This is a genomic window from Pseudomonas sp. QD4, assembly GCF_049199125.1.
Lineage (GTDB): Bacteria > Pseudomonadota > Gammaproteobacteria > Pseudomonadales > Pseudomonadaceae > Aquipseudomonas.
The window spans coordinates 263,084-276,700 of record NZ_JBLZOM010000002.1 but is presented as its reverse complement, the minus strand read 5'-3'; the positions used below and the strand labels follow the sequence as shown (position 1 = coordinate 276,700).

Annotated in this window: 14 protein-coding genes and 1 pseudogene; 11 read left to right on the top strand and 4 right to left on the bottom strand. The window is 60.2% G+C overall.

Annotated features, from left to right (window positions below):
- Window positions 1-342 precede the first annotated feature (342 nt).
- The 3 genes from brnQ to ACOZJV_RS12065 all read left to right on the top strand — a co-directional run bounded on the left by brnQ (window position 343) and on the right by ACOZJV_RS12065 (window position 3,066).
- Entirely contained in the window at window positions 343-1,656 is a 1,314-nt protein-coding gene (brnQ, locus tag ACOZJV_RS12075) for a branched-chain amino acid transport system II carrier protein (RefSeq protein WP_421547731.1), read from the top strand.
- Window positions 1,657-1,832: 176 nt separating this feature from the next.
- A complete protein-coding gene (locus ACOZJV_RS12070; RefSeq protein ID WP_020299220.1) occupies window positions 1,833-2,570 on the top strand; it encodes a DUF599 domain-containing protein in 738 nt (245 codons plus the stop codon).
- A gap of 37 nt (window positions 2,571-2,607) precedes the next feature.
- Window positions 2,608-3,066 (top strand): hypothetical protein, encoded by a 459-nt coding sequence (locus ACOZJV_RS12065; RefSeq protein WP_078471033.1) that lies wholly within the window; start codon window positions 2,608-2,610, stop codon window positions 3,064-3,066.
- 178 nt (window positions 3,067-3,244) lie between these two features.
- Here ACOZJV_RS12065 and ACOZJV_RS12060 read toward each other — a convergent pair whose 3' ends face one another.
- Window positions 3,245-3,496 (bottom strand): hypothetical protein, encoded by a 252-nt coding sequence (locus ACOZJV_RS12060; protein WP_078471034.1) that lies wholly within the window; start codon window positions 3,494-3,496, stop codon window positions 3,245-3,247.
- 158 nt (window positions 3,497-3,654) lie between these two features.
- Between ACOZJV_RS12060 and ACOZJV_RS12055 the strand changes: the two genes are divergently transcribed.
- From ACOZJV_RS12055 to ACOZJV_RS12040, 4 genes are all read left to right on the top strand, one after another.
- Window positions 3,655-4,131: a PaaI family thioesterase gene (locus ACOZJV_RS12055; protein WP_421547730.1), complete on the top strand. Its 477-nt coding sequence runs from the start codon at window positions 3,655-3,657 to the stop codon at window positions 4,129-4,131.
- On the top strand, window positions 4,128-4,580 hold the full coding sequence (locus ACOZJV_RS12050) for a PaaI family thioesterase (protein ID WP_078471035.1): 453 nt from the start codon (window positions 4,128-4,130) through the stop codon (window positions 4,578-4,580). The genes ACOZJV_RS12055 and ACOZJV_RS12050 overlap by 4 nt, the downstream gene beginning before the upstream one ends.
- Window positions 4,581-4,668: 88 nt before the next feature.
- Complete coding sequence (htpG, locus tag ACOZJV_RS12045) at window positions 4,669-6,573, top strand: molecular chaperone HtpG (RefSeq protein ID WP_421547729.1); 1,905 nt, start codon at window positions 4,669-4,671, stop codon at window positions 6,571-6,573.
- Between the two features lie 70 nt (window positions 6,574-6,643).
- Complete coding sequence (locus ACOZJV_RS12040) at window positions 6,644-7,372, top strand: dienelactone hydrolase family protein (RefSeq protein WP_078471036.1); 729 nt, start codon at window positions 6,644-6,646, stop codon at window positions 7,370-7,372.
- A 98-nt stretch (window positions 7,373-7,470) separates the two neighbouring features.
- Here the strand turns inward: ACOZJV_RS12040 and ACOZJV_RS12035 are convergent, their stop codons facing one another.
- Together ACOZJV_RS12035 and ACOZJV_RS12030 are read right to left on the bottom strand one after the other, a co-directional pair.
- On the bottom strand, window positions 7,471-8,343 hold the full coding sequence (locus ACOZJV_RS12035) for a pirin family protein (protein ID WP_421547728.1): 873 nt from the start codon (window positions 8,341-8,343) through the stop codon (window positions 7,471-7,473).
- Between the two features lie 63 nt (window positions 8,344-8,406).
- Window positions 8,407-8,823 (bottom strand): OsmC family protein, encoded by a 417-nt coding sequence (locus ACOZJV_RS12030; RefSeq protein ID WP_421547727.1) that lies wholly within the window; start codon window positions 8,821-8,823, stop codon window positions 8,407-8,409.
- A 146-nt stretch (window positions 8,824-8,969) separates the two neighbouring features.
- Between ACOZJV_RS12030 and ACOZJV_RS12025 the strand changes: the two genes are divergently transcribed.
- The 4 genes and pseudogenes from ACOZJV_RS12025 (at window position 8,970) to ACOZJV_RS12010 (ending at window position 12,310) form a co-directional block, all read left to right on the top strand.
- Entirely contained in the window at window positions 8,970-9,977 is a 1,008-nt protein-coding gene (locus ACOZJV_RS12025; RefSeq protein WP_201130079.1) for an amidohydrolase family protein, read from the top strand.
- 105 nt (window positions 9,978-10,082) lie between these two features.
- Complete coding sequence (locus ACOZJV_RS12020) at window positions 10,083-10,547, top strand: DUF3859 domain-containing protein (protein ID WP_020299210.1); 465 nt, start codon at window positions 10,083-10,085, stop codon at window positions 10,545-10,547.
- 137 nt (window positions 10,548-10,684) lie between these two features.
- Window positions 10,685-11,164: pseudogene (locus tag ACOZJV_RS12015) on the top strand (MCP four helix bundle domain-containing protein); the annotation flags it as partial.
- Window positions 11,165-11,251: 87 nt separating this feature from the next.
- On the top strand, window positions 11,252-12,310 hold the full coding sequence (locus ACOZJV_RS12010) for a methyl-accepting chemotaxis protein (protein ID WP_421548318.1): 1,059 nt from the start codon (window positions 11,252-11,254) through the stop codon (window positions 12,308-12,310).
- A gap of 85 nt (window positions 12,311-12,395) precedes the next feature.
- Here the strand turns inward: ACOZJV_RS12010 and fabB are convergent, their stop codons facing one another.
- Window positions 12,396-13,616, bottom strand: a complete 1,221-nt coding sequence (gene fabB, locus ACOZJV_RS12005) for a beta-ketoacyl-ACP synthase I (RefSeq protein ID WP_020299208.1) — start codon at window positions 13,614-13,616, stop codon at window positions 12,396-12,398.
- Window position 13,617: the final 1 nt, after the last annotated feature.

The window sequence follows — 13,617 nt, the reverse complement described above, 5'->3', positions numbered from 1 at the left end:
CCCTAACGACAAAAGCCACCTTCGGGTGGCTTTTGTTGTTTTAGGGGCCGCTACAAGCGGCAAGTTTGTAGCTTCAAGCTTGAAGCCCAAGGCCGTTGTTTGCCGCTTATGGCTGCTTTTCTTTCAAAAACGCGACACGCAAATGTCGCTTATCAGATAGTTCGCCCTCTAACGGTGCGCTTGTCTTGTGAAATCTGTAATCTAGCCGCCTCTTTTTGCGTCTGCGTCCCATAAGGATGCTGCGCGCTAAACGGGTCAGTCTTATACGGACTGACAGCATTTCCCTCACCCATAAGGGAAATCCCTCTCTAAATTCCGATTCAGTAGTGTGGTATTTCCTTAATGAAAGTGTTGAAAGGCCAGGACATTCTGGCACTTGGTTTTATGACGTTCGCCCTGTTCGTCGGGGCTGGCAACATCATCTTCCCGCCTATCGTCGGTTTGCAGTCCGGGCCTCATGTCTGGATGGCGGCGCTGGGTTTCCTGATCACGGCAGTCGGTCTGCCGGTGGTCACAGTCGTAGCCCTGGCCAAGGTCGGCGGTGCGATGGATGCGCTGAGCAGCCCGATCGGCAAGATCGCCGGTGGCCTGTTGGCGGCATCGGCTTATCTGGCGGTAGGGCCGTTGTTCGCGACGCCGCGGACCGCCACCGTGTCCTTTGAAGTGGGCCTGGCGCCATTGACGGGTGAAAGCCCGCTGGCGTTGTTCCTCTACAGTTCGGTGTATTTCCTCCTGGTGTTTTTCGTCTCCCTCTACCCAGGTCGCTTGCTGGATACCGTCGGGCGCTTCCTGGCGCCGTTGAAAATCATCGCCCTGGCGGTACTGGGTATCGCTGCGTTTGCCTTGCCGGCCGGTGATATCGGGGTTGCTACCCCGGAGTACGTTGCCGCGCCGTTCTCTCAAGGCTTCGTCAATGGCTATCTGACCATGGATACCCTGGGGGCACTGGTGTTCGGCATCGTTATCGTCAACGCCATCCGTTCTCGCGGTATTGAGTCGCCACGCCTGATCACCCGCTACGCGATCATCGCCGGCCTGATCGCCGGGGTGGGTCTGGCATTGGTGTACATCAGCCTGTTCCGCCTGGGTGCGGGCAGCCATGAAGTGGCGGCGGGTGCCAGCAACGGCGCCGCGGTATTGCACGCTTATGTGCAGTACACCTTTGGCTCCCTGGGCAGTGGCTTCCTTGCCGTGTTGATTTCCCTGGCGTGCCTGGTGACTGCGGTCGGCCTGACCTGCGCCTGCGCCGAGTACTTCAGCCGGATCCTGCCGCTTTCCTACAAGACCCTGGTGGTGATCCTCGCGCTGTTCTCGCTGGTGGTGTCCAACCTGGGCCTGACCAAGCTGATTGCGTTCTCGATTCCGGTGCTGACCGCGATCTACCCGCCGTGCATCGTTCTCGTGGCCCTGAGCTTCTGCAAGGACTTCTGGTATGAGGAGCGGCGTATTGTCGGGCCGGTGATGCTGGTGGCGTTTGTGGTTGGCGTGATTGACGCGCTCAAGGGCACGCCGTGGGCACACAAGATCCCGCCGGCGTTGTCCGACATGCCGCTGAGCGCACAAGGCCTGGCATGGCTGGTGCCTGCATTCAGCGTCCTGGTGTTCGCCTTCTTGTGTGATCGCCTGCTGGGTAAACGCAGCGACGCCCTGGCCTGATACCCCCTTGATGGCCGGGTTGCCACAAGCGACCCCGGCGCAGGAATGAACATGCCCCGCATCCATCGATGCGGGGCATTTTTTATGGGCGGCGCAGGGTGTCTTTTTCTCAGGTGCAGCGTCGAAGCAGTTCGGGTCTGTTCTTACCTTCTGCCAACGCTCTTGTAGGGAAATGCATGTCGTTTGTTCAAGCCAACCTGATCCATATTCTTGCGGCCCTGTGGTTTGCCATCTGCTGGGGCGGCTACACCCGCTACGCCACCTGGAAGGGGCGCGATACGGCGTGCCTGGCCAGCGTGCTGCATTTGTACCGCGAAGACTGGATGCGTCGGATGCTGCTGCGTGACAACCGCATCGCCGATGCCAGCGTGATCGGCAACCTGGAGCGTAATGCCTCGTTCTTTGCTTCCAGCACCCTGATTATCCTGGCGGGTATCCTCACTGTGCTGGGCGCGTCCGAGCGTGCAGTGTCGCTGCTGGCGGACATTCCCATGGTCCAGCAGGCGTCCCAAGGCATGTCGGAGATCAAGTTGTTGTGCCTGGCGCTGGTGTTTGTCTATGCCTTCTTCACCTTCAGCTGGTGCATGCGCCAATACAACTTTGCCGCGATCCTGGTGGGCTCGGCCCCGATGATCGGCGAGCGGCATGTCTCCGAGCAGGAGCGCAAGGCATTCGCCTCGCGGGCTGCGCGGGTGATCTCCATGGCTGCCAACCAGTTCAACTTCGGCCTGCGTTCCTATTACTTCGGCATGACCATGCTGGCCTGGTTCGTCAGCCCCTGGTTGTTCATGCTGATGAGTGCCGGGGTGGTGTTTGTGCTCTATCGGCGCGAGTTTCATTCCGATGTGCTCGACGTTATGGTCTATACCCCGACCGAGGCGCCGCTTGCGGAGTCCGCGAAGGACGCAGGCTGACGGGCTTTTTCATATTCAGCTAAACAGGATGTTGCCGATGACGCAGTCGAGTGCCTTCAAGCTGCTGCTTTTATGTGTGCTGGTGTTGCCGGGATGCCGAGTTCAGACCTTGTACCTCAATGGTGAAGGTTCCGCCGTGGTGGTGGACGCCTTGACGGCTGAGCCCATCGCCCAGGCGCAGGTGAACTTTTGCGGGGTCAGGCGGGTGACGGGCGATGACGGCGCTTTTCATGTCGCCGAGAAAACCGATTGGGAGGTGGTGAACTTCCTGGCAGGGCGCTCGCCACTGGACAACAAGCGGCCGTGTTTCGTGAGCATTGAGGCTCCGGGTTACCAGGCCAGGCATTGGGAAGTGCTCTTCGACAGGCGTTATGAGTTTCCTGTGCGCATGCTCCCGGCTGGCAGCCACTTAACTTACAAGGTTGCCGAGCATTCCACGGTGGATGTTCCGTTGCAGGTCGAACCCCAGGCCGATGAGGTATTTGTTCCGCGATAGGCCTGGCCGCCATTAGTTGTTGGGGGTGGTGACTGAATCGTTTTACTGCGTTATCGATTGGCATTGGTCGACGCTGTATCAACTTGCAATCAAGCAGTCTTTGCAGTGGCGCAGCTGAATAACTTAGCCCATAAAAAAACCCGCACTAAGCGGGTTTTTTTGTTGCTCTAAAACCGTATTAGTTGGTTTTAGGTGCAGCTTCCGGAGCGGCTTCTTGAGCAGCAGCCTTATTCGATTCAGCCTGATCTTTGGCAGCTTCGGCGTTTTCTTTTGCCGCCTCGTTCACCTTATTCTGAGCTTCGTTCATTTTCTGTTGAGCTTGCTCAGCATGTTGGTTGGCATCTTGAGCTTTGTCCTCGGATTTTTTATCGCAGGCAGCGAGACCGAGGGTAGCGGTCAACATCAAGGCAATAGCTAAAGTCTTACGCATGGGGTGTTTCTCCTTAGTGAAGATATCTTCTGGCCTTTCGAGCACACCCCAACAGGTTAAGTTCCTTGAGATTCACAGATATATTAAGTGCTCAGCGCAGGGAACTTTTACAGCCCCCACCCATTGCCAAGTTTCGACATTAAAAGAGAGTTCAGCCCATGGCGCAAAACCCCATTTTTGAGCGTGCGACGCGATTTCTTTCAGCGTTGCGACACTGTCAGGTCCTGGGGATGTGCGTGCACAACGCCTCGACGGACGGCATTACCGTGACCCTGCCATACAGCCCGCAAATTGTCGGCAACCCGCAAACCGGGGTGATTCATGGTGGCGCGCTGACCTCATTGATGGATACCGCCTGCGGCATGGCCATCCTCTGTGTGCTGCCGGAGTTCGAGGTCTGCCCGACCCTCGACCTGCGCGTCGATTACATGCACCCAGCCGAGCCGCACAAGCCGGTGTATGGCTTCGCCCAGTGCTACCGGGTTACCCGTGATGTGATCTTCACCCGCGGTTTTGCCTATCAGGACGATCCCGAACAACCGGTCGCCCATGCTGTCGGCACCTTCATGCGCATGGGCAAGGGGCTCAAGGGAACCAGGGGCTTCACCAGCGCGATCAAGGACGGTGCTGCATGAGCGACGACTTCAAGGAACAACTGCAAACCGCCCATGAGCAGGGCGACTATGCATCGCTGCTGCACCTGATTCCCTACGCCAAACTGATCGGCATCGAGTGTTCGCGCCTGGGCGATGAATTGCTGTTTCGCCTGCCTGCCAACAAAGACAACATCGGCAACCCCTTGCTGCCGGCGATCCATGGCGGAGTGATTGCGGGTTTCATGGAGTTGGCCGCTGCCCTGCACCTGTTGATTTTCACCGGCTCGCCCGGGGTGCCAAAGATTATCGACTTCTCCCTGGACTACCTGCGGGCCGGGCAATTTCGTGATACCTACGCCAAGTGCCAGGTGTGCCGCCAAGGCCGACGGGTGGCCAACGTCGCGATAACCGCCTGGCAAAGCACCCAGGCAGAGCCGATCGCCACGGCGCGGGCACATTTCAAGATTGAAGAAAGCCCCAGCCCTTGAAATCCCGGCCATAGCCCCCAACTTTGATGACATCCCGCCGTTAGCCCCGTAGGCACGGCTTATGCCATCTGATTGGAGTTTGATGACCATGAGTGTGGAAACTCAAAAAGAAACCCTGGGCTTCCAGACCGAGGTGAAGCAACTGCTGCACCTCATGATCCATTCGCTGTATTCCAACAAGGAAATTTTCCTTCGCGAATTGATCTCGAACGCCTCTGACGCAGTCGACAAATTGCGCTTTGAAGCCCTGTCCAAGCCCGAGTTGCTGGAAGGTGGCTCGGAGCTGAAGATCCGTGTGAGCTTCGATAAAGACGCCAAGACCGTCACCCTCGAAGACAACGGCATCGGCATGAGCCGTGAAGACGCGATCACCCATCTGGGCACCATCGCCAAGTCCGGCACCGCAGACTTCATGAAGAACCTGTCGGGCGACCAGAAAAAAGATTCGCACCTGATCGGTCAATTCGGTGTGGGCTTCTACTCGGCCTTCATCGTCGCCGACAAAGTTGAAGTGTTCAGCCGTCGCGCCGGCCTTGCCGCCAGCGAAGGTGTGCACTGGTCGTCCAAGGGTGAGGGCGAATTCGAAATCGCCACCATCGACAAGGCCGACCGTGGCACCCGCATCGTGCTGCACCTGAAATCCGGTGAAGATGAATTCGCCGATGGTTACCGCCTGCGCAACATCATCAAGAAATACTCCGACCATATCGCGCTGCCGATCGAACTGCCGAAAGAACAGGTAGCTGCCGAAGGCGAAGACAAGCCTGCCCAGGAATGGGAAGTGGTCAACCGCGCCAGCGCCCTGTGGACCCGTCCTCGCACCGAGGTGAAGGACGAGGAATACCAGGAGTTCTACAAGCATATCGCCCACGACTACGAGAACCCGCTGAGCTGGAGCCACAACAAGGTCGAAGGCAAGCTGGAATACAGCTCGCTGCTCTACGTACCGGCCCGCGCTCCGTTCGATCTGTATCAGCGTGAAGCGCCGAAAGGCCTGAAACTGTACGTGCAGCGTGTGTTCGTCATGGACCAGGCGGAATCCTTCCTGCCGCTGTACCTGCGCTTCATCAAGGGTGTGGTCGACTCCAACGACCTGTCGCTGAACGTGTCGCGGGAAATCCTGCAGAAAGATCCGATCATCGACTCCATGAAGTCCGCACTGACCAAGCGCGTGCTGGACATGCTGGAAAAACTGGCGAAGAACGAGCCTGAGCAATACAAGGGCTTCTGGAAAAACTTCGGCCAGGTGATGAAAGAAGGCCCGGCTGAAGATTTCGCCAACAAGGAAAAAATCGCCGGCCTGCTGCGCTTCGCCTCCACCCAGGGTGAAGAAGGGGAACAAGTGGTGTCCCTGGCCGAATACCTGGCTCGCGCCAAGGAAGGTCAGGACAAGATCTACTACCTGACCGGCGAGACTTACGCACAGGTCAAGAACAGCCCGCACCTGGAAGTCTTCCGCAAGAAAGGCATCGAAGTGCTGCTGCTGACCGACCGCATCGACGAGTGGCTGATGAGCTACCTCAACGACTTCGACGGCAAGAGCTTTGTCGACGTGGCACGTGGCGACCTGGACCTGGGCAACCTGGATTCCGAAGAAGAGAAGAAAGAAGCCGAAGAAGTGGCCAAGGCCAAAGAAGGCCTGGTCGAGCGTATCAAGACTGCGCTGGGCGATGCCGTCAGCGAAGTCCGGGTTTCCCACCGCCTGACCGATTCCCCGGCGATCCTGGCCATCGGCGAGCAGGACCTGGGCCTGCAGATGCGGCAGATCCTCGAAGCCAGCGGCCAGAAGGTTCCGGATTCCAAGCCGATCTTCGAGTTCAACCCGGCTCACCCGCTGATCGAGAAACTCGACGGCGAGCAGAGCGAAGAGCGTTTTGGCGACTTGTCGCACATCCTCTTCGACCAGGCGGCCCTGGCTGCCGGCGACAGCCTGAAGGATCCGGCGGCCTATGTCCGTCGACTGAACAAGCTGTTGGTTGAACTGTCGGTTTAACTGCGTTGCAAGAAAAACCCGCTTCGGCGGGTTTTTTCATTCTCGTCCTCTCAGCTGGAGAACATGATTAATGAGCCAAGTCACTCTGCGTTCCGTGGTCTATCAGGTCGATGGCCAGTCTTATGAAAGCCGCCTGGCATTCGACGCCAGCCATAAGGGCGCGCGGCCGGGCCTGTTGATGGCGCCGAACTGGATGGGCGTCAGCGCCGGTGCCGAGCAGATCGCCGAAGCGGTCGCCGCCAAGGGCTACGTGGTGCTGGTGGCCGACTTGTACGGGCAGACAGTACGGCCGAGCAACGCTGACGAAGCCGGTGCCGCGATGATGCCGCTGAAGAATGACCGCGCCCTGTTGCGCAAGCGCATGCAGGCCGCCTTTGAAGCCTTGCAGAGCCAGGGCGAGGCGGCGGTGGACAGCTCCAGGCTGGCGACCTTTGGTTTCTGTTTCGGTGGCTGCTGCTCGCTGGAACTGGCCCGTACCGGTGCGCCGCTGAAGGCCGCGGTTTCGTTCCACGGCACCCTGGATACGCCGAACCCGGCAGACGCCAACAACATCAAGGGTTCGGTGCTGGTGCTGCATGGCGCCGCTGATCCGCTGGTGCCGAAAGAGCAACTGCCGGCCTTCGAGGCGGAAATGGATGCAGCAGGCGTCGATTGGCAATTGCTCAGTTACGGTGGCGCGGTGCATTCCTTCACCGATCCGCACGCCAACGTGCCGGGCAAGATGATGTACGACGCCAAGACCGCCAGCCGCGCCTTCACCTCAATGCATAACCTGCTGGATGAAGTGTTCAAGGCCTGACCCGGAGCGGGCGCCGGCAAGCCATCGGTTTGCCGGCTTCGGCTTTTTTGCCCGGGGAGCGCCCTTGCCATCCTGGGTTGCCGGCGAATTGAGCAGGATCAGCGCCTGCTCGGCGGCAATTCGATGCGCTCGCTTTCTCCCGGTACCTGCGGCCAGTCGCCGGCCGCCCAGCGTCGGCGAGCTTCATCGATGCGTGCCGGGTCGCTGGCAACGAAGTTCCAGTTGATGCGCCTCGGCCCGTCCAGCGGCGCGCCACCCAGAATCACCCCATGACAGTCACTCTGGGCGCAGAGCGTCGCGCTTTGCCCGGGTTCAAGCACGATCAGCGTGTGGGGCTGCACCGCTTCGCCATCCAGTTCGGCATCGCCATCCAGCACATATAGCGCGCGTTCCTGATGTTCGGCCGGGATCAGCAGGCTGGTTGCCGTCTGCAGCTGCACCTCGGCATACAAGGTCGGGGAGAGCACCGGCACCGGGGACTCCAGGCAAAAACCGCTGCCGGCAATCATGCGGATCTTCACCCCCAGCACCTCACTGACCGGCAGGCTGGCGGCCGGGTGATGGCTGTAGTGCCCGGGGCCCTGCTCATGGTCCTTGGGCGAAGCCAGCCAGACTTGCAGCCCATGCAGACGGAAGCCGCTCTGTTTCAAGGCTTCAGGCGTGCGCTCGATGTGGGCGATGGCGCTGCCGGCGGTCATCCAACTGACGTCCCCCGGGTTGACGAGTTGGTCTGAGCCGAGGCTGTCCTTGTGCTGGATCTGGCCTTCGAACAGGTAGGTGAGGGTGGACAGGCCGATATGGGGGTGCTGGCGGATATTCATGCCGCTGCCGGCCGGGTAGGCGGTGCTCAGCATATGGTCGAAGAATACGAAAGGCCCGACGCTGCGGCATTGTGCCGAGGGCAGGGGGCGCAGGATGGGTTGGCCTTCGACGTCCTCGGCGCGGGGACGGATCACGACTGATGTGGGCATGGGGACATTCCAGGCAGGGCGGGTCATGCCCGAAAGCATAACCCGCCTCTGATGCCCGCGCCGCTACTGGCTGAAGGCGCCTTCGGAAAGGTGGGTCTCGATGCTGACCTCGGTCGTGGTCATCAATTTATGCACCGGGCAGCGATCCGCCACCTGGTGCAATTCGTCGCGCTGGGCGTCGGTCAGCACGCCCTTGAGGGTCAGTTTGACGTGCAGCGCATATTTGCCTTTTTGCTCCTGGCTGCTGTCGTGCTTGACCTCCACCGTGACCCCGGTCAGCGGGATGCCCTTCTTGTGGGCGTACAGCTTCAGGGTCAGGGCTTTGCAGGCGCCCAGCGCCGCGTCGAAGTAGTCGTGCGGGTCAGGAGCCGAACCTTCGCCGCCCAGGGTCTTGGGCAGGTCGGTAAACAGTTCATGGTCATCGATCTGGATGCTGTGGCGAAAACTTTCGCTGGACTCGGTATTGACGGTAATGGTCATGGCAAACCTCAGGCAGTGATGAAACTCGGACAGGCTTCAAAGGTGCTGAAGTTATAGAGCATTACGCTGCCGCTGCGTTCCCCTTTTTATGAACCGCAGCGCCTCGGGCCGGGTCTATCCTGCTCGGAACGACTGGAGATTACCCCGTGCACTGGACTCATCTGACTGCCCTGTTGTTGCTGCTGCCCGCGGCCCTGACCCAGGCCCGGGACTACGCCTACAGCGATGCGCACCTGCATTACGTGGACTTTTTCCAGGAAACGGCGGGCATGGACAAGCTGCTCAAGTCCATGGCCGACAATCGCATCGAGCACGTGATGATTTCCGGGATTCCGGTGGCCAAGAAATGGCATGAGGATGAACCCAAGCGCCCGCGCTATTACGCCGGCGATGACGCCGATGCCTACTGGTACAGCGCCACTGACGTGATTGTCGCGGCGGCGGTCAACAAGCTGACGCCCGAGCAGCGCCAGCACTTTCATCCGTTTCTTGCGGGTTTCAATCCCAATGATAAAAACTCCGCGGCCCATATCCAGCGCATGCTCGATCTTAACCCGGGCCTGTGGCAGGGCATCGGCGAGGTCTTCACTCGCCACGACGATCTGACCGCACTGACCTCCGGCGATACGCCGCGCGCCAATAACGAAGCCATGACCCGCATCTATCACCTGGCGGCGGAAAACGATCTGCCGGTGATGCTGCATTCCAACATCACCTCCAAGCGCGAGCGTAACCCGCTGTATCTGGCGGAGATCGAAGAGCCGCTGCGCAACCATCCGCACACGCGTTTTATCTGGGCCCATGCCGGCACCAGCGCGGAGATCCATCGGCACCAGGTGCAGCTGGATTTTCTGCTGCCGACCCTGGCGCGAATGCTCGAGGCCTACCCCAACCTGTACGTGGACCTGTCCTGGAGCGTGCTCACGCCTTATCTGCTGGATGACAAGGGCAAGCCCCGCCCTGAATGGCTGGCGCTGGTCCAGCGCTTTCCGGAGCGCTTCATGCTGGGGTCCGATGTGGTCGGGCGTTTCAACAAGCTGGGCCGGGAGTTGCGCAGTTTCGAGCCGTTTCTCGATGCCTTGCCGCCGGAGGTGGCGCACAAGGTGGCGCGGGACAACTTTCTGGCGATATTGCCCCGCACCGTGGCGCGCTGAGCGCCGGTGCCTGGGGGGAGCGAGTGCGCCAGGCGCGCCTCAGACTGTCATCAGCCTGTCATGCCTGCGTCATAGGCTCGCGCCATCTCAATCAAGGAGCGCGATATGCACCTCACCCGTTTTAGCGCGTTGGCCGCGCTGATGATGCTCAGTGGCCTGGCCAGTGCCGAAGTCCGTGTAGAAGGCCCGGTGGAATATGGCGTGTTCAGCGGGCCCAAGGCCGAGTTGCAGTCGGGCGAGCGCGTGCTGCGCCGCAGCAATGAGAAAATCCAGCAGACCGAAGTGGTCCCGGCCAAGTTGGGCAGCAAGTTCGGCCTGCGTTATTCGCTGGTGGGCAAAGTGGCCGATGACGTGCCGCTGACCCTGCTTTACCTCACGCCAGGGATCCGCACCCCTGACGGGCTGCGCCATGACAAGTTCGAAGTCACCCAGAAGCTGGTGCCCGGAGCACCGCAGGATGTGATGGCCTACGAATTCACCGAAAGCCATGAAGTGATACCAGGCGAATGGCATTTCATGGTGTTCCAGGGCGATCGTTTGCTGGCGCAGCAGCGTTTTACCGTACGCTGAATCGATTGAGCCCTGGTATGGAAGTGCTAGGGCGTTTTGATATCACGTTTTTGTCTTACGCAAAATTTCCAAGGGCCGATACCTTCTAAAGCAGCCAGCTGCATGGCGGATGCAGCGCTCTTGGAAGGAACCAGAGGATGAGTATCAGAAGTCTCAATATCGCGCCGCGTGCAGGCCTTGGTTTTGGCTTGCTGGCGCTGATGGTGTTCGGCCTGGGGATGTTCGCCCTGATGCAGATGTCGAACATGCGCCAGCAATCCGATGAGGTCGACAACAACTGGCTTCCCAGCGTGATGTCGGTTGGCGAGATGAATCAGGATCTATTGCGCCTGCGGGCCCTGACCATGCGCTTGCTGGTCAATCGCAATCCCCAGGCCCTGGCCCAGAACGAGGGCAAACTCAATGACATCAAGCGCGGCCTGAGCATTGCCCAGGACCGCTATGAAGCGCTGATCGTATTGCCCGCGGAGCGCGTGCTGTTCGACCGCTTCAAACAGATCGAGCGCCAATACCTTGAGCACCAGAGCCAGGTCATGGCGTTATCCGGTCAGGGCCGGGTCGAGGACGCGGTGGCGGTGGTCAATGGCGAGATGAGTCAGCTGGCCGACGACATGACCCTGACCCTGAACGAGCTGATGGCCTTGAACAAGCTGAACGCCAGCCAGGCCACTGAACTGGCACGCACGGTATTCAGCAACTCCCGGGTGTGGGTGATCGGCATGATCCTGGTGACCGGGCTGGTGACCATCGCCCTGGCGCTGCTGCTGACCCGCAGTATTGTGCTGCCGCTCTCGCAATCGCTGAATGTTGCCGAAGTGGTGGCGGGTGGCGACCTTACCGGAGATATCACGATCAGCGGCAAGGACGAGCCGGCGCGCCTGCTGCAGGCACTCAAGACCATGCAGCACAACCTGCGCGAGACCATCCGCCGGATTTCCGACTCTTCCAGCCAGTTGGCGTCCGCCTCGGAAGAACTCAGTTGCGTGACCGAGGACGCGACCCGTGGTCTGCACCAGCAGAGCCTGGAGATCGAGCAGGCGGCGACGGCGGTCAACCAGATGACCGCAGCGGTGGAGGAGGTGGCAAGCAATGCCGTGGCCACGTCCGAGGCATCGCGGGAATCGGATCGGATTGCCCAGCACGGTCGCGAGCAGGTGCATCAGACGGTGCTGTCGATCGAGGCCCTGGCCGACGATGTGACCGCCAACGCTTCACAAGTGGAAGATCTGGCGCAGAAGGTCTACGGCATCAGCAAGGTGCTGGATGTGATTCGTTCGATCGCCGAGCAAACCAACCTGCTGGCACTCAATGCGGCTATCGAGGCGGCGCGCGCTGGCGATGCCGGGCGCGGTTTCGCGGTGGTGGCCGATGAGGTGCGGGCCCTGGCCCATCGCACCCAGCAGTCGACCCAGGAAATCGAGCAGATGATTGGCGGTATTCAGCAGGGCACCGACCAGGCTGTCAGTTCCATGCAGCACAGCAACACCCGTGCCCGTTCAACCCTGGAGGTGGCCAAGGCCGCTGGCACGGCGCTGGAGGAGATCGCCTCGGCGTTCACCCTGATCAATGAGCGCAATATCGTGATCGCCAGCGCATCGGAGGAGCAGGCGGCTGTGGCACGGGAAGTCGACCGCAATCTGATGAACATCCGTGACCTGGCGTTGCAGACGTCGGCCGGAGCCAACCAGACCAGTGCCGCGAGCCAGGAGCTGTCGCGCCTGGCGGTGGACCTCAACAGCATGGTGGCGCGCTTCTCGGTATAGGTGGTCGGCCTGGAAAGGCCATTGTCCCAGGCATAAAAAAGCCCCGAACCAGTCGGGGCTTTTTCATGGTGCCAAGCTGCGGGGCTTACTTGCCCTGCCAGCGTTTCAGGACCAGGGTGGCGTTGGTGCCACCGAAGCCGAAGCTGTTGCTCATCACGGTGTTGATGGTGGCGTTTTCGCGAGTCTTGGTCAGGATCGGCATATCGGCCACTTCCGGATCCAGTTCGTCGATGTTGGCCGAGCCGGCCATGAAGTTGCCTTCCATCATCAGCATGCAGTAGATCGCTTCATGAACGCCGGCGGCGCCCAGGGAGTGACCGGACAGGCTCTTGGTGGAGCTGATGGCCGGAGCCTTGTCGCCGAACACTTCACGTACGCCCTTCATTTCGGCAACGTCGCCGACCGGAGTCGAGGTGCCGTGGGTGTTCAGGTAGTCGATCGGTGCGTCAACGGTGGACATGGCCATCTGCATGCAGCGGATGGCGCCTTCGCCGCTTGGAGCGACCATGTCGTAGCCATCGGACGTTGCGCCGTAGCCCACGATTTCAGCGTAGATCTTCGCGCCGCGAGCCAGAGCGTGCTCCAGCTCCTCGACCACGACCATGCCGCCGCCGCCGGCAATGACGAAACCGTCACGCTTGGCGTCGTAGGCGCGGGAGGCTTTTTCCGGCGTTTCGTTGTACTGGCTGGACAGGGCGCCCATGGCGTCGAACAGGAACGATTGGCTCCAATGTTCTTCTTCACCGCCGCCGGCAAACACGATGTCCTGCTTGCCCATCTGGATCTGTTCCATGGCGGTACCGATGCAGTGAGCACTGGTGGCGCAGGCAGATGCGATGGAGTAGTTCAGGCCCTTGATCTTGAACGGCGTGGCCAGGCAGGCGGAAACGGTGCTGCTCATGGTCCGCGTAACGCGGTATGGGCCGACGCGCTTGACGCCTTTCTCGCGCAGGATGTCCAGCGCTTCCATCTGGTTCAGGGTCGACGCGCCACCGGAACCGGCGATCAGGCCGGTACGCGGGTTGGAAACCTGCTCTTCGGTCAGGCCGGAATCGGTGATGGCGTCTTTCATGGCCAGGTAGGCGTAAGCCGCCGCGTGGCCGACGAAGCGATAAATCTTGCGATCGATCAGTTCTTCGAGGGGCAGGTCAATGGAGCCGGAAACCTGGCTACGCAGACCCATCTCGGCATATTCCGGGTTGAAACGGATGCCAGGGCGACTTGCACGCAGGTTAGCGGAGACGGTCTCTTTGTCATTGCCCAGGCACGAAACAATGCCAAGACCTGTGATAACGACGCGGCGCATG

What these genes read in the sequence shown, in the direction of transcription:
- ACOZJV_RS12050 (WP_078471035.1), top strand. Translation starts at nt 4,128, where the DNA reads ATGAGCGACGACTTCAAGGAACAACTGCAAACCGCCCATGAGCAGGGC.
- ACOZJV_RS12035 (WP_421547728.1), bottom strand. Translation starts at nt 8,343, where the DNA reads ATGCCCACATCAGTCGTGATCCGTCCCCGCGCCGAGGACGTCGAAGGC.
- ACOZJV_RS12020 (WP_020299210.1), top strand. Translation starts at nt 10,083, where the DNA reads ATGCACCTCACCCGTTTTAGCGCGTTGGCCGCGCTGATGATGCTCAGT.
- ACOZJV_RS12065 (WP_078471033.1), top strand. Translation starts at nt 2,608, where the DNA reads ATGACGCAGTCGAGTGCCTTCAAGCTGCTGCTTTTATGTGTGCTGGTG.
- ACOZJV_RS12060 (WP_078471034.1), bottom strand. Translation starts at nt 3,496, where the DNA reads ATGCGTAAGACTTTAGCTATTGCCTTGATGTTGACCGCTACCCTCGGT.
- ACOZJV_RS12040 (WP_078471036.1), top strand. Translation starts at nt 6,644, where the DNA reads ATGAGCCAAGTCACTCTGCGTTCCGTGGTCTATCAGGTCGATGGCCAG.
- ACOZJV_RS12070 (WP_020299220.1), top strand. Translation starts at nt 1,833, where the DNA reads ATGTCGTTTGTTCAAGCCAACCTGATCCATATTCTTGCGGCCCTGTGG.
- ACOZJV_RS12030 (WP_421547727.1), bottom strand. Translation starts at nt 8,823, where the DNA reads ATGACCATTACCGTCAATACCGAGTCCAGCGAAAGTTTTCGCCACAGC.
- brnQ (WP_421547731.1), top strand. Translation starts at nt 343, where the DNA reads ATGAAAGTGTTGAAAGGCCAGGACATTCTGGCACTTGGTTTTATGACG.
- ACOZJV_RS12055 (WP_421547730.1), top strand. Translation starts at nt 3,655, where the DNA reads ATGGCGCAAAACCCCATTTTTGAGCGTGCGACGCGATTTCTTTCAGCG.
- htpG (WP_421547729.1), top strand. Translation starts at nt 4,669, where the DNA reads ATGAGTGTGGAAACTCAAAAAGAAACCCTGGGCTTCCAGACCGAGGTG.
- fabB (WP_020299208.1), bottom strand. Translation starts at nt 13,616, where the DNA reads ATGCGCCGCGTCGTTATCACAGGTCTTGGCATTGTTTCGTGCCTGGGC.